Source organism: Actinobacillus pleuropneumoniae (genome assembly GCF_003290385.1).
Lineage (GTDB): Bacteria > Pseudomonadota > Gammaproteobacteria > Enterobacterales > Pasteurellaceae > Actinobacillus > Actinobacillus lignieresii.
In genome coordinates this window covers 190,464-214,704 of the sequence record NZ_CP030753.1, presented here as the reverse complement: position 1 = coordinate 214,704, position 24,241 = coordinate 190,464, and the positions used below count along the sequence as shown (strand labels likewise).

The 24,241-nt window shown below is 41.4% G+C and carries 23 protein-coding genes and 1 riboswitch; of the genes, 10 read left to right on the top strand and 13 right to left on the bottom strand.

Annotated features, from left to right (window positions below; genetic code table 11):
- Positions 1 to 48 precede the first annotated feature (48 nt).
- Positions 49 to 1,407 (top strand): sodium-dependent transporter, encoded by a 1,359-nt coding sequence (locus DRF63_RS00990; RefSeq protein WP_005595955.1) that lies wholly within the window; start codon positions 49 to 51, stop codon positions 1,405 to 1,407.
- 64 nt (positions 1,408 to 1,471) lie between these two features.
- On the opposite strand, the gene fis is transcribed toward DRF63_RS00990, so the two are convergent.
- The 3 genes from fis to sixA form a co-directional block, all read right to left on the bottom strand.
- The gene (fis, locus tag DRF63_RS00985) at positions 1,472 to 1,768 is read right to left on the bottom strand and encodes a DNA-binding transcriptional regulator Fis (protein WP_005595953.1); all 297 of its coding nucleotides are present in this window, start codon (positions 1,766 to 1,768) and stop codon (positions 1,472 to 1,474) included.
- Positions 1,769 to 1,795: 27 nt separating this feature from the next.
- Positions 1,796 to 2,758: a tRNA dihydrouridine synthase DusB gene (gene dusB, locus DRF63_RS00980; protein WP_005595949.1), complete on the bottom strand. Its 963-nt coding sequence runs from the start codon at positions 2,756 to 2,758 to the stop codon at positions 1,796 to 1,798.
- 222 nt (positions 2,759 to 2,980) lie between these two features.
- On the bottom strand, positions 2,981 to 3,472 hold the full coding sequence (gene sixA / locus DRF63_RS00975; protein ID WP_005595945.1) for a phosphohistidine phosphatase SixA: 492 nt from the start codon (positions 3,470 to 3,472) through the stop codon (positions 2,981 to 2,983).
- Between the two features lie 131 nt (positions 3,473 to 3,603).
- Here sixA and pyk point away from each other — a divergent pair, with 131 nt between their 5' ends.
- The 5 genes from pyk (at position 3,604) to DRF63_RS00950 (ending at position 10,367) form a co-directional block, all read left to right on the top strand.
- On the top strand, positions 3,604 to 5,043 hold the full coding sequence (pyk, locus tag DRF63_RS00970; protein ID WP_005618753.1) for a pyruvate kinase: 1,440 nt from the start codon (positions 3,604 to 3,606) through the stop codon (positions 5,041 to 5,043).
- 87 nt (positions 5,044 to 5,130) lie between these two features.
- Positions 5,131 to 6,177 (top strand): glycosyltransferase family 9 protein, encoded by a 1,047-nt coding sequence (locus tag DRF63_RS00965; protein WP_005595940.1) that lies wholly within the window; start codon positions 5,131 to 5,133, stop codon positions 6,175 to 6,177.
- Positions 6,178 to 6,218: 41 nt separating this feature from the next.
- Positions 6,219 to 7,280, top strand: coding sequence for a 3-deoxy-7-phosphoheptulonate synthase (locus DRF63_RS00960; protein ID WP_005600235.1), 1,062 nt, complete (start codon positions 6,219 to 6,221; stop codon positions 7,278 to 7,280).
- Positions 7,281 to 7,392: 112 nt separating this feature from the next.
- Positions 7,393 to 8,514, top strand: coding sequence for a bifunctional chorismate mutase/prephenate dehydrogenase (tyrA, locus tag DRF63_RS00955; protein ID WP_005595936.1), 1,122 nt, complete (start codon positions 7,393 to 7,395; stop codon positions 8,512 to 8,514).
- A 575-nt stretch (positions 8,515 to 9,089) separates the two neighbouring features.
- Positions 9,090 to 10,367, top strand: coding sequence for an NRAMP family divalent metal transporter (locus tag DRF63_RS00950; protein WP_005595934.1), 1,278 nt, complete (start codon positions 9,090 to 9,092; stop codon positions 10,365 to 10,367).
- Between the two features lie 92 nt (positions 10,368 to 10,459).
- Here the strand turns inward: DRF63_RS00950 and rnt are convergent, their stop codons facing one another.
- Both rnt and gloA read right to left on the bottom strand, forming a co-directional pair.
- The gene (rnt, locus tag DRF63_RS00945; protein WP_005595932.1) at positions 10,460 to 11,116 is read right to left on the bottom strand and encodes a ribonuclease T; all 657 of its coding nucleotides are present in this window, start codon (positions 11,114 to 11,116) and stop codon (positions 10,460 to 10,462) included.
- Positions 11,117 to 11,255: 139 nt separating this feature from the next.
- Entirely contained in the window at positions 11,256 to 11,663 is a 408-nt protein-coding gene (gloA, locus tag DRF63_RS00940) for a lactoylglutathione lyase (protein WP_005606902.1), read from the bottom strand.
- Positions 11,664 to 11,756: 93 nt separating this feature from the next.
- Between gloA and DRF63_RS00935 the strand changes: the two genes are divergently transcribed.
- Genes DRF63_RS00935 through DRF63_RS00925 form a run of 3 tightly spaced genes read left to right on the top strand, consistent with a single transcriptional unit; the run spans position 11,757 to position 15,528 of the window.
- A complete protein-coding gene (locus DRF63_RS00935) occupies positions 11,757 to 12,581 on the top strand; it encodes a hypothetical protein (RefSeq protein ID WP_043991717.1) in 825 nt (274 codons plus the stop codon).
- The gene (locus tag DRF63_RS00930; protein WP_043991716.1) at positions 12,581 to 15,310 is read left to right on the top strand and encodes a YdbH family protein; all 2,730 of its coding nucleotides are present in this window, start codon (positions 12,581 to 12,583) and stop codon (positions 15,308 to 15,310) included. Before DRF63_RS00935 ends, DRF63_RS00930 begins: the two co-directional genes overlap by 1 nt.
- Positions 15,307 to 15,528, top strand: a complete 222-nt coding sequence (locus DRF63_RS00925; RefSeq protein ID WP_005595920.1) for a YnbE family lipoprotein — start codon at positions 15,307 to 15,309, stop codon at positions 15,526 to 15,528. Before DRF63_RS00930 ends, DRF63_RS00925 begins: the two co-directional genes overlap by 4 nt.
- A 34-nt stretch (positions 15,529 to 15,562) precedes the next feature.
- On the opposite strand, the gene folK is transcribed toward DRF63_RS00925, so the two are convergent.
- From folK to thiB, 4 genes are all read right to left on the bottom strand, one after another.
- Positions 15,563 to 16,033: a 2-amino-4-hydroxy-6-hydroxymethyldihydropteridine diphosphokinase gene (gene folK / locus DRF63_RS00920; RefSeq protein WP_043991714.1), complete on the bottom strand. Its 471-nt coding sequence runs from the start codon at positions 16,031 to 16,033 to the stop codon at positions 15,563 to 15,565.
- Positions 16,034 to 16,102: 69 nt separating this feature from the next.
- Complete coding sequence (pcnB, locus tag DRF63_RS00915; RefSeq protein WP_005595917.1) at positions 16,103 to 17,635, bottom strand: polynucleotide adenylyltransferase PcnB; 1,533 nt, start codon at positions 17,633 to 17,635, stop codon at positions 16,103 to 16,105.
- A 142-nt stretch (positions 17,636 to 17,777) separates the two neighbouring features.
- The gene (gene dksA / locus DRF63_RS00910; RefSeq protein WP_005595916.1) at positions 17,778 to 18,227 is read right to left on the bottom strand and encodes an RNA polymerase-binding protein DksA; all 450 of its coding nucleotides are present in this window, start codon (positions 18,225 to 18,227) and stop codon (positions 17,778 to 17,780) included.
- Between the two features lie 206 nt (positions 18,228 to 18,433).
- Complete coding sequence (thiB, locus tag DRF63_RS00905; RefSeq protein WP_005595915.1) at positions 18,434 to 19,399, bottom strand: thiamine ABC transporter substrate binding subunit; 966 nt, start codon at positions 19,397 to 19,399, stop codon at positions 18,434 to 18,436.
- Positions 19,400 to 19,467: 68 nt separating this feature from the next.
- Positions 19,468 to 19,564, bottom strand: a riboswitch (TPP riboswitch).
- A 276-nt stretch (positions 19,565 to 19,840) separates the two neighbouring features.
- Between thiB and DRF63_RS00900 the strand changes: the two genes are divergently transcribed.
- Positions 19,841 to 20,827 (top strand): amidohydrolase family protein, encoded by a 987-nt coding sequence (locus DRF63_RS00900; protein WP_005595914.1) that lies wholly within the window; start codon positions 19,841 to 19,843, stop codon positions 20,825 to 20,827.
- A gap of 59 nt (positions 20,828 to 20,886) precedes the next feature.
- Here DRF63_RS00900 and lpxM read toward each other — a convergent pair whose 3' ends face one another.
- From lpxM to rsxD, 4 genes are read right to left on the bottom strand one after another with little or no spacing between them, the layout of a single operon-like run.
- Positions 20,887 to 21,843 carry a lauroyl-Kdo(2)-lipid IV(A) myristoyltransferase gene (gene lpxM / locus DRF63_RS00895; protein ID WP_005620549.1) on the bottom strand — a complete coding sequence of 319 codons (957 nt, stop codon included), beginning with the start codon at positions 21,841 to 21,843 and terminating at the stop codon, positions 20,887 to 20,889.
- Positions 21,844 to 21,851: 8 nt separating this feature from the next.
- Positions 21,852 to 22,538 carry an electron transport complex subunit E gene (locus tag DRF63_RS00890; RefSeq protein WP_005595910.1) on the bottom strand — a complete coding sequence of 229 codons (687 nt, stop codon included), beginning with the start codon at positions 22,536 to 22,538 and terminating at the stop codon, positions 21,852 to 21,854.
- Positions 22,539 to 22,549: 11 nt separating this feature from the next.
- Positions 22,550 to 23,182, bottom strand: coding sequence for an electron transport complex subunit RsxG (rsxG, locus tag DRF63_RS00885; RefSeq protein ID WP_005595908.1), 633 nt, complete (start codon positions 23,180 to 23,182; stop codon positions 22,550 to 22,552).
- Entirely contained in the window at positions 23,182 to 24,228 is a 1,047-nt protein-coding gene (gene rsxD / locus DRF63_RS00880) for an electron transport complex subunit RsxD (protein ID WP_005595906.1), read from the bottom strand. The genes rsxG and rsxD overlap by 1 nt, the downstream gene beginning before the upstream one ends.
- Positions 24,229 to 24,241 lie beyond the last annotated feature (13 nt).

Sequence of the window (24,241 nt, the reverse complement as noted above, 5' to 3'; positions counted from 1 at the left end):
AAAATCTTACCGCTTGCTTTGCGGAAATAGCCTAACTTAGGAGTAATAATGGCGAATAAATCTGTAGAACGCCAATCTTGGTCAAATAGATTGGCTTATGTGATGACGGTTGCAGGGGCGACCGTCGGTTTCGGGGCGACTTGGCGTTTTCCTTATTTAGTCGGAGAAAACGGCGGCGGTGCCTATGTATTTTTATTTTGTATTGCGATGATTGTGATCGGTATTCCGATGATTTTGGTTGAAAACGTTATCGGTCGTCGTATTAAAGTCAATGCAATCGATGCTTTCGGTGGAATGGCAAACGATAAAAAAATTGCTTCGGGTTGGAAAATTCTCGGTTATATGGGCTTACTCGGTGCTTTCGGTATCTTAGCCTACTATATGGTACTGGGCGGTTGGGTATTAAATTATATCAGCAGTTTAATTAGCGGTACTTTAGATCTTTCCACTCCGGTTACGGTTGAAACAACCGCATCTTACTATAAGGAAAGCATCCAAAACAGCCCGATGGCGATTATCGGTTATACCGCTTTATTCGTCTTGGTAAACTATTTTATTTTGAGTAAAGGGATCGTGGACGGTATTGAACGTTCGGTTAAATACCTTATGCCGTTACTCTTTGTCTTCTTACTTGTCATGGTTATTCGCAATGTTACCCTACCGGGAGCGGCGGAAGGGATCGCATTTTATCTAATGCCCGATTTTTCTAAAATTACACCGAAACTTTTCGTATTCGTATTGGGGCAAGTATTCTTTGCGTTAAGCCTCGGTTTCGGTGTATTAATCACACTTTCCAGCTATTTGGATAAAAATGAGAATTTAGTTAAAACCGCTACCATTACCGGTATTATGAATACCTTGATTGCGGTACTCGCCGGTTTTATGATTTTCCCGTCATTATTTAGTTTTGGCGTGGCACCGAATTCAGGCCCTACGTTGGTTTTCCAAAGTTTGCCGATTGTCTTCTCTAATATGTGGGGCGGAACACTTTTTGCCATTATTTTCTTCAGTTTACTCGTTGTAGCGGCACTTACGACGTCCTTAACGATTTATGAAGTAATTATTACCGCTTTACAAGAAAAAACCAAAATGAGCCGTAAAAAGGCGATTGCGGTTACGTTATCTACGATTTTTGTGATTGGCAATATTCCGTCGGTCTTAGGCGACAATCTCTGGCAACATATTCGTATTATGGATAAAAGTATTTTTGACGCTTTCGACTATATCAGCGGCAATATTCTGTTTATTCTTACCGCATTAGGCAGTGCGATTTTTGTGGGATTTGTGTTAAAAGATGAAGCGAAAAAAGAATTGGGTGCGGGAAAAGTCTTCACGAATATTTGGTTCAATTACGTTAAATTCGTGATTCCGGTTATTATCTTAGTGATTTTCTTTAATTCGTTATAAACAAAATACAAAAAAGGCTATTCAACGGAATAGCCTTTTTTATGGAAAAAATATGAGTTAAAAATTAACCCATACCGTATTTTTTTAATTTTTTGCGTAACGTACCGCGGTTAATACCTAACATGGTTGCCGCACGTGTTTGGTTACCGCGAGTATATTGCATAACCATATCTAACATCGGGTGTTCGATTTCAGATAATACTAACTCGTATAATTCTGTCGGATCTTCACCGTTTAATTGAGATAAATAATTTTTTAATGCCGCTTTTACATTATCACGAAGTGGTTTGTTCACTTGTTGTGCTTGGGCATTTAACATTGATACCGTTAATGGGTTTTGTACAGGTTGTTGTTCTAACATTGTCCTCTATCCAACTAAAATAGGATTCTACCGAATCGATTTCATAAAATCTTCCAATGCGAGTAATTGTTCTTTTGTCGAATCCAACGCATTGAAAGTACGTTTAAAAGTTAAGTCTGGCGACAATTGATCCGCATACCAACCGACATGTTTACGTGCGATACGATAACCTTTTTGTTCACCGTAAAACCGATGAAGGTCTTCGATATGCTTAAACATGAGCCGGCATTTTTCATCCAAAGGCAAATCCAAAAGGCGACCGTTCTCTAAAAATTGTTCAACTTCCTTAAACAACCAAGGGCGACCGAAACTGCCTCTACCGATCATAACCGCATCCGCTTGCGTATAATCTAACACATACTTCGCTTTCTCTGCGGAGGTTATATCGCCGTTAGCAATAATCGGAATAGAAACCGCTTGTTTAACGGCTTTAATACTGTCGTATTCGGCATTACCTTCAAAAAGGCAATGACGCGTACGACCGTGAATCGTTAAAGCGGAGATACCTGCCTTTTCGGCAATTTTTGCAATCTCCAAACAGTTTCTATTTTCCTGATCCCAACCTGTTCTAATTTTTAATGTTACAGGCACATCCACAGCATTGACTACCGCATCTAAAATTTGAGCGACTAATTCGGGTTCGCGTAAAAGTGCGGATCCCGCCATTTTCTTGTTTACCTTTTTAGCCGGACAGCCCATATTAATATCAATAATTTGCGCTCCGTACTCAACATTGACTTTAGCCGCCATTGCCATTTCCGCTGGATCCGACCCTGCAATTTGTACGGCATTGATGCCAATCTCCTCATGATGCGCAAGCCTCAAACGAGATTTTTCCGTATGCCATACCTCAGGGTTTGTGGACATCATCTCCGAAAAAGTCAAACTTGCTCCAAGTTTAGTACACAAACGGCGGAAAGGTTGGTCGGTAATACCTGCCATCGGCGCGAGGAAAATACGGTTTTTTAATTCATATTGTCCTATACGCATACTTTTTCTTCCGTAAGTGATTAAATTTAAAACAAATTTAACGAGATAACTATCCAAATAAAAAGTACGGCTAAAAAACCGTACTCTTTAATCAATCTATGTCAGCTTCAGCTGATTTTGAGGTGCGTATGATACGCACTTTTTACATAATTGGGAAGCCTATTTATTGGACAATTTCTAAAAAAATAAAAATAATTTTTTTATCCCCCTAAAACCTATCATTTAAGGATATTCAATTGCTGAAACTTTACCAAAGTCTGTTTTCCAATCGATTTCCGCAATTACCGCCGGATAAAAATGTACGCTATCTTGGTGTTGCGTCAAACTGACGACCAAGTCATACACTAACGGTAAATGCGATATGATTAGAATATTCTTCGCCCCTTCTTCACGTAAGAAATCCAAATAGTTTTTAACGTTCTCCGGATCTCCGCCGGGCGTAACGCCTTCCCAAATTTCTATCGACGAATTTACCAAATTTCGCTTAAAATCGACCGCTTGCATCCCTTCGTTCAAAGCCTCGAAAGTCTGTTGCGCACGCAGATACGGACTCACAATCACTTTATCCGATACGATACTTTGCTCAAGAAAACGTTTTGCCAACCATTGACCCTGTTTATAAGCCGTTTTTCGCCCGTTTTCCGTTAAAGGGCGCTCGCTATCCGTCGTCGCATTAAACCCGGCTTCGCCGTGGCGCATAATCCAAATATTCATAGGAAAACCTCATTACTGTATTTAAACCAACACGATTTAAGCGTATAATACTCTGCGTTTAAGGCGTTAAAATACCGCCGATGAAAAGAATTTTCAATTTCTAAATAATCAATAATTACGGAGTCTAATCAATGTCTAGAAAACTCAGAAGAACAAAAATTGTTTGTACAATGGGTCCAGCTACCGATCGTGGTAATAATTTAGAAAAAGTTATCGCTGCAGGTGCGAATATGGTTCGTATGAACTTCTCGCACGGTGTGCCGGAAGATCATATCGAACGTGCAAATAAAGTGCGTGAAATTGCAGCTAGATTAGGTAAAACTGTAGCGATTTTAGGCGATTTACAGGGTCCTAAAATTCGTGTTTCTACATTCAAAGACGGTAAAATTTTCTTAAATATCGGTGACAAATTCACTTTAGATGCGGATTTACCGCGTGGTGAAGGTCATCAAGATGCGGTCGGTTTAGACTATAAAAACTTACCGAACGATGTCGTACCGGGTGATATTCTTTTATTAGATGACGGTAACGTACAATTAAAAGTTCTTTCGGTTGAAGGCGTGAAAGTGCATACGGAAGTGACTGTCGGTGGTCCGTTATCGAATAACAAAGGTATCAATAAGTTAGGCGGCGGTTTATCTGCACCGGCATTAACGGAAAAAGATAAAGAAGACATTAAACTTGCGGCTAAAATCGGTGTGGATTACTTAGCGGTATCATTCCCGCAATCAAGTGCGGATTTAGACTATGCGCGTCAATTGGCACGTGAAGCGGGATTAGAAGCGAAAATCGTGGCGAAAGTGGAACGTGCGGAAACCGTTGCAACCGAAGAAGCGATGGATGACATTATTTTAGGTTCTGACGTGGTAATGGTTGCACGTGGCGACTTAGGTGTTGAAATCGGTGATGCGGCGTTAGTCGGCGTACAAAAACGTTTAATTCGTCGTGCTCGTAAATTAAACCGCGTAGTCATTACCGCTACCCAAATGATGGAATCGATGATCAAAAAACCGATGCCGACACGTGCCGAAGTTATGGACGTAGCGAATGCGGTATTAGACGGTACGGATGCAGTAATGCTTTCCGGTGAAACGGCAAACGGCGATTATCCGGTTGAAACGGTTAAATCAATGGCGGAAGTCTGTTTAGGTGCGGAAACGATGCCGAGCATCAACATCTCTCGTCACCGTATGGAAGGTACATTCGCAACGATTGATGAAGCGGTTGCTATGTCTGCGATGTACACCGCTAACCACTTGGAAGGCGTATCTGCGCTTATCGCTTTAACCCACTCGGGCGAAACGGCGAAATTAATGAGTCGTATCAGTTCAGGTTTACCGATTTATGCGTTATCTCGTAATCAACAAGCATTAAATCGTACCGCGCTTTATCGCGGCGTAACACCGGTATTCTATGATGAAGAAAGCCGTACTTTCGAAGGTGCGAAAAAAGCTATCGCTCTATTAAAAGAGAAAGGCTATTTAATGTCTGGCGATTTAGTATTATTAACTCAAGGTGACGAGTTAAAAGAAGGCGGTACGAACACCAGCCGTTTATTAAAAGTTGAATAAGCACTTTTTAATCAGACCGAACCCACGCAAAAGCGTGGGTTTTTACTATTCGCTATCAATGAATTACTTTAAAGATCGCTAATTCTAATGAAAAAACAACCGCTTAATATCTGTATTTTACGTCTGTCCGCCATTGGTGACGTATGCCACACTCTTGCCGTCGTACAGGCGATTCAACGTCAATATCCCGACGCCAAAATCAGTTGGATTATCGGTAAAACCGAAGCAATGCTAATGCAAGGTTTGGAAAATATCGAGCTGATTCCTTATGATAAAAAAACAGGCTGGAAAGGAATATTTACACTTTGGAAAACATTAGCCAACAAGCGGTTCGATTTTTTGCTAAACATGCAAACCGCTTTTCGTGCCTCAATAATTTCGTTAGGTATTAAAGCGACGAAGAAAATCGGTTTTAATCGAGATCGCGCGCGTGAAATGCAATGGCTTTTTACTAATGAAAAAGTGGAAATGACCGCTTCTCCGCACGTTTTGGACGGGCAAATGATGTTCGCCAAAGCAATCGGTGTAACCGATTTAACGCCTCGTTGGTCGCTACCTGTAAGTCAGTCCGATCTGGATTACAGTGCCGCTTTTATTGATAAAAGCAAGAAAAACGTACTGATTGCGCCTTGTTCCAGTAAACAGGAAAAAGATTGGGGAGCGGAACACAATGCGGAAATCGCCAAATGGCTTGCCGCACAAAATATCAATGTGCTTATTGCCGGCTCGCCTTCCGCTTATGAAACGGAAACCGCAGCTAAAATTCAACAACTTACGCCGAATTGTATCAATATTGCCGGGAAAACCAGCTTAAAACAGCTTGCCGCATTAATTAAGCAAGTTGATTTGGTTATCTCGCCGGATACCGGTGCGGCACATATTGCGACTACGCAAGGCACGCCGGTTATCGGCTTATATGCGATTCACAATCCTCGTCGTACTGCGCCTTATAATGATCGGCACAATGTTGTTTCGGTTTATGATCAAGCGGTCTTAGATTATTACGGAAAACCGTGGTATGAACTGCCTTGGGCAACCAAAGCCAAGAGTAAATCCGGCGAAAAATTAATGGAACGAATCTCTGTCGAAGATGTGAAGAAAAAAATAGTTGAAACGCTTGCTGTAAAATTGTAAAGTAACACTGTATTTAAAATTTTACAGACAAGGAAATAAAAATGAACACCGTAGTTAATCAGGATAGTTTGCATAATGTGAATATTGTTGATGAAAAAGTATTACTCACCCCGGCCGAGCTAAAAGCCGAATTACCTTTGCCCGAATATCTACGTAAACAAATTGAAACATCGCGTCGAGAAATCTCGGATATTATCCATAAACGTGATCAGCGTAAATTAATTGTGATTGGTCCTTGTTCTATTCATGATCCGATTGCCGCCATCGAATACGGCAAAAAATTAAAGGCGTTAGCCGATACCGTGTCGGATAAACTTTACATCGTCATGCGTGTATATTTTGAAAAACCGCGTACTACCGTGGGCTGGAAGGGGCTGATTAACGATCCGAAAATTGACGGGACTTTCGATGTCGAAACCGGCTTACGTGTCGGGCGTAAGCTCTGTTTGGACCTCGCCGAATTAGGTTTACCGTTAGCAACCGAAGCACTTGATCCGATGACGCCGCAGTATTTGGCTGATCTCTTCAGTTGGTCGGCGATTGGTGCCAGAACGACCGAATCGCAAACACACCGAGAATTGGCTTCCGGTTTATCTATGGCGGTCGGTTTTAAAAACGGCACGGACGGCAGTTTATCCGTAGCGATTAATGCAATGCAATCCGCCGCACAAAGCCATAGCTTTATCGGCATCAACCAAAAAGGTCAGGTGAATTTATTGCATACTAAGGGTAATCCGGATAGCCATGTGATTCTACGCGGCGGAAAAACACCTAATTTTGAAAAACAATATGTGGAAGAATGTGAAGCCGCACTACGTAAAGCCGGTTTAGCGGAAGCGATTATGATTGACTGTAGCCACGGTAACTCGAATAAAGATTACCGTCGCCAACCGCTTGTTGCGGAAGATGCCTTGTCACAATTATTAGCCGGCAATACTTCCATTATCGGTTTAATGATCGAAAGCCACTTAAATGCCGGTAACCAATCTTCTGATCAGGCTTTCAATCAAATGCAATACGGCGTATCCATTACCGACGCTTGTATCGATTGGCAAACGACAGAAAATCTCTTAACCGATTTTGCTGAAAAATTAAGAGCTTAACACCAGCCTAAAAGGTTCGATATAAAACGAATAAGCGGGCACATTTTGCCAAAAAATTTAAAAATTTGACCGCTTATTTTATGAATCTTTCGATAGCATAAAGGACCCTTATATGAATCCGCTCAATCCTTTACGAGAACAAATCGATCAAGTTGATCAACAATTAATCCGACTGTTTGCCGAACGTTTAAAATTAGTCGCCGAGGTGGGAAAAGTTAAATCGGAACACGGTATTCCCGTTTATGCGCCGGAACGCGAAACGGCGATGATAGCCGCCCGCCGTCAAGAAGCGGAAAAGCAAGGCGTTCCCGCCGACTTAATCGAAGACGTATTAAGACGAGTAATGCGTGAATCTTATGTGAATGAAAACAAACACGGTTTTAAAACCACGAATCCGCATATTCATAAAATCGTAATTGTCGGCGGTAAAGGGAAATTGGGCGGATTATTTGCACGTTTTCTAACACTTTCGGGCTATCGAGTAGAAACGTTAGGCAGTCAAGATTGGGAACAAGCGGAACACATTCTTAGCGATTGTGATTTGGTTATTGTTTGCGTACCGATTGTTAAAACGTTGGAAACGATCGAACGTTTACAACCGTTTTTAACCGAAAATATGATCTTAGCGGATTTAACATCGGTTAAAGCGCAACCGCTTGAAAAAATGTTGGAAGTGCATAGCGGCCCGGTGGTCGGTTTACATCCGATGTTCGGACCGGATATCGCTTCAATGGCAAAGCAAGTGGTAGCCTGCTGCCACGGACGTTTTTCCGAAAAATACGAATGGCTTATCGAACAAATTAAAATTTGGGGTGCAAAAATCGAGGTAATCGATGCTCACGAACACGATCATGCAATGACTTACATTCAAGCATTGCGCCACTTCTCGACTTTCACTTTCGGTTTGCACTTATCTCGACAATCGGTCAAATTATCGCAACTTTTGGCTCTGTCTTCACCGATTTACCGGTTAGAATTGGCAATGATCGGGCGTTTATTTGCACAAGACGGCGGTTTATATGCGGATATTATTTCGGATAAGCCGGAAAATCTTGCCGTGATCGAATCGCTGAAAGAGACTTTTACCAGCAGCCTGGATTTCTTTAAAAACAACGATAAAGCAGGCTTTATCCAAGCATTTGAAGACGTTCATCATTGGTTCGGTGATTATTCGGAACAATTTTTAAAAGAAAGCCGAATCCTACTGCAACAAGCAAATGACAATCGGAAATAATAACAAGCGGTCTAATTTCCATACTTTTTTGCGAAAAGAAATAAAAATTAGGCCGCTTATAAAGCAAAGCGAAAGGCTCCGTTATCGGAGCCTTTGTATCGTTTTCAGTACATTTAATTGAACGCTTAATACTTCATTTACTTGGGGATAAATAACGTAGTCGGGCTGAATGACATCTTTATCTTCAGTAAATATATCTCTCTTAAATACGGTGAATCAAATTCCGTCTTTAGAAAAGGCGATAGTATTTTCTAAAAAATACATATCTCCTATCCTTCCTATAAAAAGTTCCATACCCCTAATATATTCCAATATTCAGCACAATAATCGAACAATCATTCTTATTTTTTAAAATTTTATAAAAAACTTTAAAACAAGTAACATTTAGCATAAATGACCAAATTCATATCACCCTTATACGATTATGCTTTAAACAAAGTATTTCGGCTTACAAAATTTTTATCATTTTTTTCACGAAATAAATTAATCGAAAAAAAGCGATTGTTTTCATTCGGAACTTAAGCATACAATGCCTAAAACCGTACTAAATTTTATACAATAAAGGGAAAGAAAACATGACACAAACACAACAAATTGAGCCGGCTTCGAACTGGCAATCAAAATTAAAAGCAATGGGACCGGGGATATTAATGGCGTCCGCAGCGGTAGGCGGTTCGCATATTGTTGCTTCAACTCAAGCAGGGGCGATTTACGGTTGGCAATTGGCATTAATTATTATTTTAGCGAATTTATTTAAATACCCGTTTTTCCGTTTCGGCGTGCAATATACGTTAAGTTCGAATAAAACCTTATTAGAAGGCTATCAAGAAAAAGGCAAAATCTACTTATGGATATTCTTTATTCTTAACGTGATTGCGGCAATGATCAACACGGCGGCAGTAGGTATTGTAACGGCGGCAATTTTAAAATTTATCTTCTCGGCACTCGGCATCCAATTTGATCTAAGTATTCCGGTTGCCAGTACCGTTATTATCGCGGTTACTTGGGGCATTCTGTTATTAGGTAAATATCGCTTTTTAGATACCCTTTCTAAAGGCATTATGATTGCGCTAACGGTTTCCACCGTAACCGCCGTTATTGTGGCGGCGTTAAAGGGCGGCATACAGGTCGCACCGGATTTTATTGAACCAAGCCCTTGGAATTTAGCCTCACTCGGTTTTATTGTGGCGTTAATGGGTTGGATGCCGGCACCGATTGAGATTTCGGCAATCAACTCAATGTGGGTAGTGGCAAAACGTCGTTTAAATAAAGTCAGCTATGAAGACGGTATTTTCGATTTCAACGTTGGTTTTATCGGCACGGCAATTCTTGCTTTAGTATTCTTGGCATTAGGTGCGTTAGTGCAATACGGCTCGGGCGAAGCGGTTGAACAGGCTGGGGTAAAATATATTGCACAATTAATAAAAATGTACTCGTTTGCTATCGGCGATTGGTCTAAATTATTGATCGCATTCATCGCTTTTATGTGTATGTTCGGCACAACCATTACCGTGATCGACGGTTATTCACGCGCTAATAACGAAGCGTTACGTTTATTACTGAATAGAAAAGAAAGTTCTGTGGCAAGTTTGAGCATTTGGATGACGGTTACCGCTGCAATCGGGATTTTAATCATCACGGTATTTATGAGTGACGTAGCAAAAATGCTTTCGTTTGCAATGATTTGTTCATTCGCTTCAACCCCGATATTTGCCGCATTAAATCTTTCTCTCGTATTGAAAGGCGAGCATAAAGTAAAAGGCGGGTTGTTCTGGTTATCTATCGTCGGTTTAATTTATCTTTCTGCTTTCACTTTATTATTTATCGCTTACCAGCTAGGTATGCTCTCTTAAGTTATAAATCAGATAGAAATACACAAGCGGTCTATTTTCCGATTTTTTTGCAAAGCAATAAGGAAAATAGACCGCTTGTTTTTTTAAATATATTATACGTTTGATTCGCTATCGCTGACTAACGGAAAGCCGCCCAAACCTTTTAAGCGATTCACCATCGCACAGAATAACTCGGTGGTTTTTTCTGTGTCGTATAAAGCGGAATGCGCCTGTTTGCCGTCAAACGGAATTTTTGCCATTTGGCAGGCTTTGACTAAGACGGTTTGCCCGAACATAAAACCGGCAAGCGTTGCGGTATCAAACATTGCAAACGGATGGAACGGATCACGCTTCGCATTGATACGCTTTACCGCCGCTTGTACGAACGCCTGATCAAAGGCTGCATTATGCGCCACAATCACCGCGCGCTGGCAACCTTGCTCTTTCATTGCACGGCGTACCATTTTAAACATTTCGGGAATCGCAATATTTTCCGGCACCGCACCGCGCAACGGGTTATCAATATCAATGCCGTTAAATTTTAGCGAATCGGGATTGATATTCGCCCCTTCAAACGGCTGAATATGAAAATGGCATTTTTGATCCGGCACCAAATAACCGTTCTCATCCATTTTGACCGTGATTGCCGCCAGTTCCAATAAAGCGTCAGTTTGCGCATTCAATCCGGCGGTTTCCACATCAATAATGACCGGTAAATAGCCGCGAAAACGATTTTTTAAGAAATTATAGTCTGTTACTTGTTCTGTCATTGTCTGTTCATTACGGACAATCTCTATCCGTCTAAAGAAAAAGCGGTCGGATTTTAAAGAGAATTTGCAAAATTTCCTCAAAATTTGACCGCTTACGCCATAAAAATAGTTAGGGATTTCTATTTTTCGGCAAATACGATTAGTTACCTAATGCAGCCTGTGCATTTTTATTTTCGATAAACTCGATTTTATAACCGTCCGGATCTTCGGCAAACGCGATGACCGTTGTTCCGCCTAATACCGGACCCGGCTCACGGGTAATTTTACCGCCCGCCGCACGTACGCTTTCGATCGTTGCATAAATGTCATCCACGCCTAACGCCACGTGACCGAATGCCGTACCTAACTCATAACTTTCTACGCCCCAGTTATAAGTTAATTCGATTACCGCACTTTCACTTTCGTCCGCATAACCGACAAATGCTAATGAATATTTATATTGAGGGTTTTCGCTGGTACGAAGTAAACGCATACCTAACACTTCGGTATAAAATTTAATTGAACGTTCTAAATCGCCCACGCGTAACATGGTATGTAAAATTCGCATAGTTTCATTCCTTATTTAAGTTAAAAAACTGCGTGTATTATGGCATAATTCCACATCAAAATCATTTTCCAATTTAACTTATCCGTTTAATTTATGTCACACGATCACAATTCCGAAAAAAAATATGAGGTTGCCACACATGCACTTTTACCAATGGTATTAATGCTGTTTGTGCAAATGTTTCTTAATCACTATTTTGCCCCGCAAAACGCTATTTTTATTTCGCCGTATTTACTCGCCTTTTTCATTACTAACTTCATTATCTTTTTTGTGTTATGGAAAGGAGAAATTTGCCTGGGACAAACCGGTAGGCTGTTGTTTGTCTTGAAATTTTTTATGCTGTTTTCTCTCGGCAATTTTATTTATTCAATCGGCTTTACGCCGAAACATAACCCAATGGCACTTGCCGGCGTGGCATCTTTGATGCTTAGTCTTTTTTATTGGTTGTTTACCGCCCGTGAAAAACCGATAAATACGTTAATTTACTGTGCTTTCGGTATTCTGGCAGTCGGTATGATTCAGTATTTGGCCATTTACTGGATTGAACTTCCGTCTTTGTTTAACGGGATTCGAGCGAATAATTTCGCTCAACTGTTACTCGGTATTTTACTTGCCGGTTGGTATTTAATGTTGGCGAAAAGCCGTCTTGACGTCTTTTTCAAATTATTAGTACAGCTTGCACTTATCGTATTGGTATTCAATTACCTATGGAGTGCTTTCGTACTTTACCAACAATTGCAAATTATGCCGGATATGGCGTTATTGCCTTATGCAGTTTATTTTATCGTGCAATTTGTGATTTTCGCATTGCTCGCTTGGCTATTACTCGGCAAAGGCGAAAAACAGATTAAAAACCCGCTCGGTTGGACGTTAGCCACCTTATTGGCAATGCTTTATCCATTCACTAATATGATCTAATGCTAAAACGTAGCTTACTTGTTATAGGGACTTTGGTTGCACTGCTGATTGTCGGCGGTGCAACGCTGTTTTCAGGTAAGCAACTTGCAACGGTAAGCAACTGGTTTCTACCGGACGGCTGGCAAATTCAAACACCCGCCGGCGGTATTCAAGCGAATTTGGAAAATGCCCATTTAGCCAAATTTTCACTTACCTATCAAAACTGCCCGTTAATTACGGTCGATAATCTTGCTGTGTATTGGCATAGTCAGCATCAAGTCTCAATTGATAAAGCGACCCTTAATTATCAATGTTTAACTCAATTACCCCCTTCGGACGAATCACCCTCTAAATTCTCGCTCGCCCCGATTTTAGCTTTGTTACCGGAAGGTGAGGCGGAAATTAAAGCGTTACATTGGCTGAATTTACCCAATGATCTTCATCCTCGCTTCTCTCAATTATTAGAAACACCAAGCTACGGCAAATTTACCTTTTTTCAGCAAAAATTGACCGCTTCCGTCCGCCAACAAGCGGTCGAATTAACTGCGGAATTTGCCAATCAAAGGCTTTCCGGCAATTTAAGCTATCAACCGAGCGAACAGGAAAAACACAATCTACTGTTTTCCACTCACTTGAACCCGAAAGATTTACTTGCGATTCCGTCACAATTTGAAGGCGATTATCATTGGATTCTACCGAAAGAAATGATCGCAAATGAAGTGATTCGAGAAGGCAGTTCTTTACTTAGTTGGCAAACCGATGAACAAAATCACTTGATCGGCGATTGGGCTTTCGCCTCCGAAACGGCTCCGCAAAATCGTTTAAATTTTCCATTCCGTTTTGATGGACAAACCCTTGAAATTAAACAGGGTAAATTCTATTGGGATTGGTTGGAAGACTTTCCGCTACAAGGTTTTATCAATGCCAAACTCACACCGAACAGCTTTGCAAACGGCGATTATTACCCGCTCAAAACCTATCTCCGTTTTAACTTGTTATCGCAAAGTAAAACCGCCGGTAAGGGGAATATCGTGTTGGAAAGTCGTGACGGCGAATTGCAAGCCGACGGCTTAAATATGCCGTTTCAAATTACCGGTAACGTGAAATATGACGATTTTATTTTGTACAGCACCGTGCCGGTGGCATTTAGCGGTAAATTTAATGATCTGAATGTCAAGTTTCAGCCTAAGTCATTATTACGTTTAGTCGGTAAACAACGCTTACTGGCAATCCACGATTTACGTTTCCCGCTTGCCGGTATTCAGATTAACAAATATGGGGTAAACGGGCGGTTGCATGCGGTATTCAAAGGCGAAAGCCCCGATTTTAAAAATATCAATCTACATTTGGACGGTTTTGCGAAGCACTTCAAAATCGGACAATTAGACTTTTTTGAAGATGCGCCGGATAACAATGCGGTCAAAGATCTGTGGCAATGGAAAGTTTGGGGCGATACCAATATCCATACGATCGCCGGTAAACTCAAGATCAGCGGACGGGGCGATTGGCATCGGAATTTAGTCCGACTCAACGAATTAAACGGTGAATTAGGCAAAATTCATCAACAAGGCGTCTATATACCCAAAACCGAATTAAGCTTGCTTGAGCCGGTTAAATTCGCCTATCAAAAATGGCAATTGGACGGCGGCGTCCAAATTAAATCGCCGGAAATGCGTTTTGATTACGGCGGTATTATTCCCTCGCCGTCGGCAAAATTACAAGTAAACGGCGAAATTGAAAACTTAAATCTAAAAGGCGAACTGCAAGCGGATAAGATCGAGCCGATTAAATTATTTGCCCGCCGTAAACTGGCTAAAACGGCAAGCGAATTAATCGGGCGACTCTATTGGCGAGAACAATCGGCAAAAGTGTTCCAACCGTTGATTCCGTTTCGCCGACATTGGCTAATTACCGACGGCACGGTACGAGGTGAAACCGCTTTCAGCGCAGGCATTGAAAAAGGTATTATTGCCGGCGGGCATTTTGCCATTCGCAACGCCTCGCTTTCTATGCCGAACGGTGAAGCGAAAGCGATTGAATTTAACCTGCCCTATCGCTTACAAGACAATGAATTCGACTTCGGTTTGAAGCAACCGATTGATCTCAAAATCGGGCAGTTAAATCTTGGCTTACCGATTGAGAAGATTCGGGTAAAAGTATTCGGGCATTATCCATATAGCCGTAAAAAGCCGTTAATGCTCCAACAGCTTTCGATGAATTTATTAGACGGAGAATTGAATGTCGAGCGATTTGCCTTGCCGCAAACGCAAATCGCTTATTTAAAACTGGCGAATATCAACTTCGAGCAGATTCTGGAATTGGTGCAATATCAGCAAATTGAATTAAAAGGCAAAGCGAATGCCACTTTACCGTTTTGGCTGGAGGGTAAACCTTGCTATGTATGTGACGGCTTACTCAGCCAAGCAGTCGAGTCCAATTTAAAAATTCAGCCCGAATTAATGAAGGCAATTTCGCAAACCAGCGGTTATTCGGAACGGTTATTGCTTTATCTATTGAACGATACGAAAATTACCGATTTACGCGGTTTAATAAACGTCGGTTCAACCGGCGAAATGGTATTGGACGCCAAATTAAAAATGCAGCTCAATCAACAAGAAAAAGCTAAAATCAACTTTAATTATAATCATAAAGAGAATATCTTTAACCTTTGGCATATGATCAACTCGGGTTCCTATGTCGAACAAAATCTTGAGAATTCTATTTATCAGCAACTGGATAAAAGAAAATGAGAAAAAGCCTACTTTTTGCAATTTTTTGCCTGAATTTGACCGCTTGTACGCCGAAAGTACAGCTTGAAACACCGGCGGAAGGAATTACGATTAATATGAATGTGGTAGTTGATCACCGCATTGATGTGAAATTTGATGAAAAGTCGCGCACCGTATTGCAAACCTCGGACAATAAAGCGGCGAAATCGGAAGCGGTGGTTGAAGCTCCGATAGAATAGGTTAAAAAAATGCACGGATTGCCGTGCATTTTACTTAGAATGTGACCATTTGATGATGTTTAAAGCGTTGGTAAATTTCCGCTAATTTTTGACCGCTTGGCAGCACTAAATCGGGGTTAAGATCATACATAGGCACAATCACAAACTCACGATTTTGCATTTCAATATGCGGTACGATTAAACGTTCGTTGTGAATCCGTTCATCGCCGTATAAGATAATATCCAAATCCAGCGTACGTTCGCCCCAACGGCGAATTCGCACTCTTCCTTGGGCGTTTTCAATGCTTTGTAATTTATCCAGCAATTCCAGCGCCGTTAAATCGGTATCGAATTTTGCCACCGCATTCACATAATCCGGCTGATCTTGCGGCCCGACCGGCTTACTACCGTAGAACGGGCTAATTTCAAAATTAATTGCAAATGTTTTTAAAGATTCGACCGCTTGTTTAACTTGCGCAAGCGGGTTATCCAAATTGGAACCTAAAGCAATATAAACCGTTTTCATCATCATATCCGTTTCTGTCAAACTTGCTAAAAGAAAAGGCACAAGCTCTCACTTGCGCCATACTTCAATTTATTCAGCCGAGGCTTTCTTCGCCGGCTTTTTCTTTCTAAATGTTTTACGGCGACGTTTTTTCTTTTCTTCGCCTGCAAAATTCGGCACATTTCTGACCGCTTTTAGCATTTCCGCACGTTGTGCGTCATTACTGAATTGATATTCGTGCCACCAAGCGGACAGCTCGACTAAATCGCCGCCTTCAATCTCGGCACGCATCACTAACAAATCGAAACCCGCACGGAATTTTACGTGTTCTAAGGTCTGTTGCGGACGTTTGCCCGAACGTTTGGCCATTTGGAACTGTAACGCCCAAATATCACGAATCACAGAGGTATGACGGCGATGTAATGCAATCGCTTTACAACTTTCGGCTAACACGTCATTCGCCGCCAGCATCATCGCATCATGACTATTTAAACCGCCTTCGTTTTTCAGCACTTCCATTTTCTCACGTAACGGATACCAAAGAAGAGCGGCGAATAAAAACGCCGGATTCACCCGTAAATTATCACGGATACGATCATCGGTCGAATTCAGCGCTTTACTTAACATACGCTCCGCATTCGAATCGTTACGTTCGGTAAAAAACGGCGTAAGTACCGGAAATAACTGCTCGAATAAGCCGTATTGACGCATTAATTGATAGGTTTTAAAACCTTGTCCCGATTGAAATAATTTCAACGATTCGTCAAATAAACGCGCCGCCGGAATGTTTTTCAATAAATGCGCCAATTCACGAATCGGCGTATCGCTCGGTTTATCCAAAAACATATCCAATTTTGCCATAAAACGAACCGCGCGTAACATTCTTACCGGATCTTCTTGATAACGCACCACCGGATCACCGATTAAACGCAGTTTTCCCGCTTTCAGATCCGTAATACCGTCGAAGAAGTCGAAAATCAAGTTATGTTTCGGATCATAATAGAGCGAATTCACGCTAAAATCACGGCGTTGCGCATCTTCGCGTAAGGTACCGTACACATTATCGCGCAACAACATTCCTTCTTCGCTTACTTTAGAAATCTTATCGCTATTATGGCTGGCGTGATCGGCACGGAAAGTCGCCACTTCATAAATATCACGTCCGAATACGATATGTGCCAAACGAAAACGACGTCCGATTAAACGGCATTGACGACCGAATATTTTTTGAATTTCTTCCGGTTTTGCATTGGTCGCAACATCAAAATCTTTCGGCTTATGCCCTAGCAATAAATCTCGAATACAGCCGCCAACCACATAAGCTTCAAAACCGGCACGTTGTAATTTTTCAACAATCGCTAACGCATTTTTAGGGAAATCTTTCGGCGTAATATCATAATGTCCGGCATTTACTGTAAATTTTTTGTGCAATAAATGGGAAGGAAGATCCGAGTGCTTTTTCGGTTTCTTCGTAGAACGTTCCGACTGTTCGTTAAAAGCCGGAGCGGGACGCTTGGATTTAGGTTGTAATTCTACCGCTTTAACTTTTCTTTCTTGCTTAGCACTAAGCGTTTCTTGTTCGGCAAGCGGTTGTTTTTTTGATTTTTTTTGTCGAGAAAACAACGACTTAATATAGTTAAAAATAATCCACCTCAAGGGAATAAAATTAATCGATTGATAAACGACACTAACTAAATGATCATAAAAATAATGGACAATGTAACATTGTCCATATTCATTGCCGTTTATCCATTCTTAATTAAGCTTATAAGCCCATTTGCTTTTCACGGATTTCCGCAAGTGTTTTGCAATCGATACACATATCCGCGGTCGGGCGCGCTTCTAAACGACGTAAACCGATTTCAACACCGCAAGTTTCGCAATAGCCGTATTCGTCTTCGGCAATGCTATTTAACGTTTGCTCAATCTTCTTAAGCAATTTACGCTCACGGTCACGGTTTCTTAATTCAAGACTGAATTCTTCTTCCTGAGTGGCGCGGTCCGCAGGATCGGCGAAATTAGCGACTTCTTCCTGCATTTGGTTTTTTGTACGCTCAGCTTCGTCCATAATTTGCACATGCCATGCACGAAGAATTTTACGAAAATGCTCTTTTTGCGCATCATTCATATATTCTTCATCTTTCTTCGGTTGGTAAGGTGTTACGCCCGCTAAAGCTAATAAACCTAATGAAGTGGTGTTTGCCACTTGAGACATAATTTCACTCCTTGTTGGATGAGTTCATCCTAAATTCAGTAAATTCAAACTAAAATTTTTACGCTAATTTAAAAGGGCGTATAAATAGCAAATGTAATCCCTTTTGGCAATTAGAATTTGCAAAAATTTTTATAATTTTCACCGCTTAGCAGACAAGAAAAATGGCTAAAGATTCCTTTAGCCATGAAAAAAGATGAATAATTCTTTTATTGCCAGCTTTTCGTCCAAGTCGCCAACCAGCTTTTTACCTGCGTAGCATCAGGCATTTTAAAGGCTAACGGCTTATAAGCCGGCAATTTATCAAAAGCGGAATCCGGTACTGATCCAACCACCGGTTTCATCACATTATGATACGAAATAACTTTCTGCGCTTCCGGCTGGTGTAAGAAAGCTAAAAATTGTTTCGCCAATGCTTTTTGTTTACTGCTATTCAAAATGGCGGCGACTTCCGTTTGCACCAAATGCCCTTCGTCAAATTGAGCGGCAACGTATTTATCGGTTTTATCATGCCATTGATGATAAAGCGGAGAAGTCGAATAGCTTAACACTAAATCCGACTCCCCTTTTAAAAAGGCACTATAAGTTTCCGACCAGCCTTTTCCGACCGTTACCGTATGTTTGGCTAAGGTTTGCCATGCTTGTTCGGCTTGCTCGCCATATACCGTATTTAGCCAAAATAATAAACCGCGTCCGACCGTACTGGTACGAGGATCTTGGTAAATCACTTTCAAATCTTGACGTTCCACCAATTCTTTTAACGATTTCGGCGGATTCGCTAATTTTTCTTTATCGTAAACAAACGCATACTCGCTATAATCATACGGATAAAAAGTTTTATTCTCCCAATTTAATGGAGCTAGGTTTAAATCGTGCATTGCAAACAAACCGGTTTTTTCCGCTTCCGCCATCGTGAAATTATCAATGCCCAACATTACGTCCGCTTTTGTTTTTTTTCCTTCCAAACGAATACGGTTTAGCATGGTAATACCGTCTTCAAACGGCATAAATTTCACATCACATTGGCATTGCGCTTCAAATAACGGTTCTAATTTAGGAGCAGGTCCCCAATCCGATGAAAACGAATCGTAAGTATAAACGACTAAAGTAGGTTGTTGCGCATAAGTGACACCGGTAACGAAAGCCGATAATGCGGCTATTTTGGCGAGTTTCATAGATGTCCTTCTAAATTCGGATAATATAGAAGGATTTGAGCGAAATATACTTTTTCTGTAAGAAAGTAGAATCAAAGTATCTCAAATCCCTACGCTGATACTAATCAGATCAGGTTCTACGGGTATGGTATTTCTCAGCTTCGTAAAGCACCCCAATGAGAACGAATCAATTGTAAGTCAAGCGTAAACATAATGCAAATTCAAAAGGCAAACGTTTGCTTTCTTCCGATAAAAGGACTATACTATAGTCCTAGTGCCAGAAAGGAACTAGATAGATTTATATGCAATACTTTACAACATACTTAAACACTCATTTAGGCCAAACATCATATCGCTATGGTGCTTGGCTCTTTTTTTGGCATTTCAATTTTTAACAGATCTCCTCGCTAGAGATCTTTTTTTTACCTAAATTAAACAAGTCGTAAAGAGGAATAAATTAACATGAGCCAATTAATTCGTACGCTTAAAAGCCATATTCGTGACGAAATTATTAAAAAAGGCGGTTGGGTAAATTCTCATGCCCATGCTGACCGCGCATTTACTATGACGCCGGAAAAAATTGCGATTTATCAAAATGCCAACCTTCAGCAAAAATGGGACTTAGTGGATGAAGTGAAACGTAACTCGACGGTTGATGACTATTACCGTCGTTTTTCTCAAGCTATCGAATTGATGATTTCACAAGGGGTAACCGCATTCGGTACTTTTGTGGATATCGACGGCGTATGTGAAGACCGTGCGATTATCGCCGCACACAAAGCGCGCGAAGTATATAAAAGTGATATCGCTTTAAAATTTGCCAACCAAACTTTAAAAGGGGTTATCGAGCCTACCGCTAAAAAATGGTTTGATATCGGTTCCGAAATGGTGGATATGATCGGCGGTTTACCTTATCGTGACGAATTGGATTACGGCAAAGGCTTGGAAGCGATGGATATCTTAATGGATAAAGCCAAATCGCTCGGTAAAATGTTACACGTGCATGTAGACCAATTTAACACGCCGAAAGAAAAAGAAACCGAACAATTATGCGATAAGGCGATTGAACACGGTATGCAAGGTCGAGTGGTTGCAATTCACGGTATTTCTATCGGTGCTCACCCGAAAGAATACCGCAAAATGCTCTACCAAAAAATGCGCGATTCGCAAATGATGGTCATCGCTTGCCCTATGGCGTGGATTGATAGCGGCCGTAAAGAAGACTTACAACCGTTCCACAACGCACTTACACCGGCGGACGAATTAATTCCGGAAGGCATTACCGTAGCAATCGGTACCGATAATATCTGCGACTATATGGTGCCGTTATGTGAAGGCGATATGTGGCAAGAACTGAGCTTACTTTCCGCCGGTTGCCGCTTTACCAACTTAGAGGAAATGGCGAATATCGCTTCAATTAACGGCAGAAAAGTATTAGGTTTACTCTAACCCTCTCATACGACAAAAAAACCGAGCGAAAACGCTCGGTTTTTTATCATCGTTCAATACTAGCGTTTATAAATATCTTCACCGTTTCGGCGAGTTTTGAGTAAACGTAAAATCCATACGTATTGCTCCGGATTTTTCGTCACAAAATACTCAATCACTTTATTCATTTCTCGGGCGGATTGCACCGGGTCACCGGAAAATTCCAACGCCGGCAAAATTTCCATTTGATACAGGCTCTTTTCCGCATTGTAAATCGGAAACATCGGAATCACTTCCGCATTAGCGACACGAGCCATTTTATTCAGCCCCGGTAGGGTGGCTTTTTCCGTCGCAAAGAAATCGGCATAAACGCTTAATTCTTCGCCGAAATCCTCATCAGGTAAAAAATAGCCCATATTTCCTTTACGCACATCGTTTAGAAACGGTTTAATACCGTTTTGACGAGTATGCATTTTGCCACCAAAACGTTCGCGCGTTGCATTCCAAAGCCAATCAACTAATGCATTACGGTGCGGATTGTACATTGAAACCATTGGCATTCCGTGTGTATGCAGAATAATACCTGAAGCGTCAATCGCCCACGTATGCGGCACAAGCAAAATAATATTCTTACCGTCTTGTTTAGCTTGTTGCAGATGCGCTAAACCTAAAAATTCACTACGCCGTTGTAAATGTTTTACCGAACGAATTGCGATTTCACCAATCCCCAGCATAGTTTGTGTTACGGTAATAAACATTCGCTCAATCACTTGTTCACGCTGCTGTTCGGACCAATTCGGAAAGCAATAACGTAAGTTTGTATCCGCACGATGATATTGCTTTTTGCCTTTTTTCTTTAAGTAATTTTTGACTACTCTTCCGACAAAAACGGCTAATTTATCACGTAAACGAGCCGGCACATAAGCCAGAACGACCAGCGCCAAAACGCCAAGCCATACGCCCCAATATTTCGGATACAAAAATTCCTTTAAAAATTTATGTTCATACCCTTCTCGGGCTGTAATTCGCTCTGTCATTCGGTTCTCTATTTCTTATCAATCAAATTCTTCACAGCCAAAATGACCCCAAGCCCAATAAATGCACCGGGAGGTAAAATTGCCAGTAATAAACCCGAGTCTAAGTGTAACACATCAATTCGTAAAGATTTCGCCCAATCGCCCAGTAATAAATCCAAGCCGTCAAATAACGTACCGTTACCAATCAGTTCACGCATTGCGCCTAACGCCACAAGGCTTAACGTCATGCCAAGCCCCATGGCAAAGCCGTCAAAAGCGGAATGCGCTACCGAGTTTTTAGACGCAAAAGCTTCCGCCCGTCCGATGACGATACAGTTAGTCACAATCAACGGAATAAAAATCCCAAGCGATTGATAAACCGAATAAGCAAAGGCATTCATTAATAATTGAACCGCCGTTACCACGGTGGCAATCACCATCACATAAATCGGAATACGAATATCGTTCGGAGTAAATTTACGGAATAACGACACCATAGTATTCGTACAAACCAGCACTAATAAGGTCGCCAAACCGAGTCCGAGCGCATTAGTCACATTATTTGATACCGCCAATAACGGACAAAGCCCTAACAGCTGCACTAAAGCACCGTTATTTTTCCACACGCCTTCAGCAAGTAAATTACGCCAAATTGACGGTTCCGCCGGCGTTGTAGTATCGATTTCCGTCACCGGAATTTGATTCTCAGTATTCATACAATTCTTTCTTATTTACAGCTTGCAAAAGTTTCTAATTGTTCGGGAGATTTTGCTAATTCCGTGACGACCCATTTTGCACTTTGGCGCACATTATTCACTACCGCACGAGGAGTAATAGTCGCACCGGTAAATTGGTCAAACTGACCGCCGTCTTTTTTTACCGCCCATAACGATTCATTTTCTAGGCTAAATAACTTGCCGCTAAACGACAAAATCCAATTTGAAACACGTGTTTCAATTTTATCGCCCAATCCCGGCGTTTCTTTATGTTCTAACGTTCGTACACCAAGCACTTTGCCGTCCGGTTGAACGCCCATCAATAAAACAATATTACCTGAATAACCGTCCGGTGCCGTCGCTTGAATGGCATAAGCGGTCAAATTTTCCGATTTTTTTGCAATATAAATGCGATTTAAATAAGGTGCGTTCGGTAAGTTCACTATTTTACAAGAGCCTAGCAAATCATTATCAAAATGGCTCGCAGGCACAACTTCTTGTAAGAATTGGCGCTGTTGAGCCGCCGTAACTTCATCAATCCGCCCTTTAGTAAGCAAATAAACACCGGTCGAAACGGCAGTGCAAATAAGCGCAATCGCGCCTAATAATAACGCATACTTAACGGTAATTTTTGAGGTATTCATTATCTTCCGCTTCCATATAATCGTGGTTGAGTGTAATGGTCAATTAACGGCACGCAAATATTTGCCAATAATACCGAAAACGCCACCGCATCCGGATAATTGCCGTAATAACGGATTAAGTACACAAATAAACCGATTAAACCGCCGAAAATCAATTTACCGCGAGGCGTAATCGAAGCAGTAACCGGATCTGTTGCAATAAAGAAAGCGCCGAACATCATTGCACCGCTAAAAAGCTGGCTAACGACATTTAAGTGAGTATGCGGTAACAATAAATCGGTTAGCCCGCTCAATAAAGCAAACATCCCTAACATCGCCGCCGGAATTTGCCAGTGAATAATGCGTTTATAAATTAGCAACAAACCGCCGGCAAGAAACGCCAAATTAATTTGCCACCAACCGTTTGCGAACAAGCCGCTAAAAATCGGCGATTGTAATACGCCTTCTACGCCTAATTTCTGCATACTGGTTTTGGCGCTGTCGAGCGGCGTGGCTTGTGCGATACCGTCCACACTGCCCAGTAATTGATGTACGCTAAAGCCGTCACTGGTTACGCCGGAAAACACTAACGAAATAGCATCGCCGAATGTCGGCGGTTCGTTTAATAAATCAATCGGTACAAGCCAGCCGGTCATTTGTACCGGAAACGAAACCAATAATAACGCATAAGCAACCATTGCCGGATTAAATAAATTCTGCCCTAAACCGCCGTAGGAATGCTTCGCCAGTAATAGCGCCACAATGATCCCGATTACAATGATCCAATAAGGCGCATAAGGCGGAATCGATATGGCTAAAATCAGCGCAGTTAATACACCGCTTAAATCCGCAACATAAAAAGCGGTCGGTTTTCGACGCAATTTTGCAATAGCGATTTCAATTGCTACCGCCAACAACAGTGCGATAAAAACTTGAATAAAAACACCATAACCGAAAAAATACGCTTGCATCCCCAACGCGGGTAACATTGCAACCATAACCCATAGCATAAATTTCGCCGTTAAATTGGACGAATGGGTATGGGGAGAACTCACCATTTTAAACATCAAATCATTCCTT

Coding starts and splice junctions, on each gene's coding strand:
- tyrA (WP_005595936.1), top strand. CDS start 7,393: ATGAATCCGCTCAATCCTTTACGAGAACAAATCGATCAAGTTGATCAA.
- rnt (WP_005595932.1), bottom strand. CDS start 11,116: ATGACAGAACAAGTAACAGACTATAATTTCTTAAAAAATCGTTTTCGC.
- DRF63_RS00890 (WP_005595910.1), bottom strand. CDS start 22,538: ATGAATACTGAGAATCAAATTCCGGTGACGGAAATCGATACTACAACG.
- DRF63_RS00930 (WP_043991716.1), top strand. CDS start 12,581: ATGCTAAAACGTAGCTTACTTGTTATAGGGACTTTGGTTGCACTGCTG.
- DRF63_RS00900 (WP_005595914.1), top strand. CDS start 19,841: ATGAGCCAATTAATTCGTACGCTTAAAAGCCATATTCGTGACGAAATT.
- DRF63_RS00960 (WP_005600235.1), top strand. CDS start 6,219: ATGAACACCGTAGTTAATCAGGATAGTTTGCATAATGTGAATATTGTT.
- DRF63_RS00925 (WP_005595920.1), top strand. CDS start 15,307: ATGAGAAAAAGCCTACTTTTTGCAATTTTTTGCCTGAATTTGACCGCT.
- dksA (WP_005595916.1), bottom strand. CDS start 18,227: ATGTCTCAAGTGGCAAACACCACTTCATTAGGTTTATTAGCTTTAGCG.
- rsxD (WP_005595906.1), bottom strand. CDS start 24,228: ATGTTTAAAATGGTGAGTTCTCCCCATACCCATTCGTCCAATTTAACG.
- DRF63_RS00990 (WP_005595955.1), top strand. CDS start 49: ATGGCGAATAAATCTGTAGAACGCCAATCTTGGTCAAATAGATTGGCT.
- folK (WP_043991714.1), bottom strand. CDS start 16,033: ATGAAAACGGTTTATATTGCTTTAGGTTCCAATTTGGATAACCCGCTT.
- lpxM (WP_005620549.1), bottom strand. CDS start 21,843: ATGACAGAGCGAATTACAGCCCGAGAAGGGTATGAACATAAATTTTTA.
- rsxG (WP_005595908.1), bottom strand. CDS start 23,182: ATGAATACCTCAAAAATTACCGTTAAGTATGCGTTATTATTAGGCGCG.
- thiB (WP_005595915.1), bottom strand. CDS start 19,399: ATGAAACTCGCCAAAATAGCCGCATTATCGGCTTTCGTTACCGGTGTC.
- fis (WP_005595953.1), bottom strand. CDS start 1,768: ATGTTAGAACAACAACCTGTACAAAACCCATTAACGGTATCAATGTTA.
- DRF63_RS00935 (WP_043991717.1), top strand. CDS start 11,757: ATGTCACACGATCACAATTCCGAAAAAAAATATGAGGTTGCCACACAT.
- DRF63_RS00950 (WP_005595934.1), top strand. CDS start 9,090: ATGACACAAACACAACAAATTGAGCCGGCTTCGAACTGGCAATCAAAA.
- dusB (WP_005595949.1), bottom strand. CDS start 2,758: ATGCGTATAGGACAATATGAATTAAAAAACCGTATTTTCCTCGCGCCG.
- gloA (WP_005606902.1), bottom strand. CDS start 11,663: ATGCGAATTTTACATACCATGTTACGCGTGGGCGATTTAGAACGTTCA.
- pyk (WP_005618753.1), top strand. CDS start 3,604: ATGTCTAGAAAACTCAGAAGAACAAAAATTGTTTGTACAATGGGTCCA.
- DRF63_RS00965 (WP_005595940.1), top strand. CDS start 5,131: ATGAAAAAACAACCGCTTAATATCTGTATTTTACGTCTGTCCGCCATT.
- sixA (WP_005595945.1), bottom strand. CDS start 3,472: ATGAATATTTGGATTATGCGCCACGGCGAAGCCGGGTTTAATGCGACG.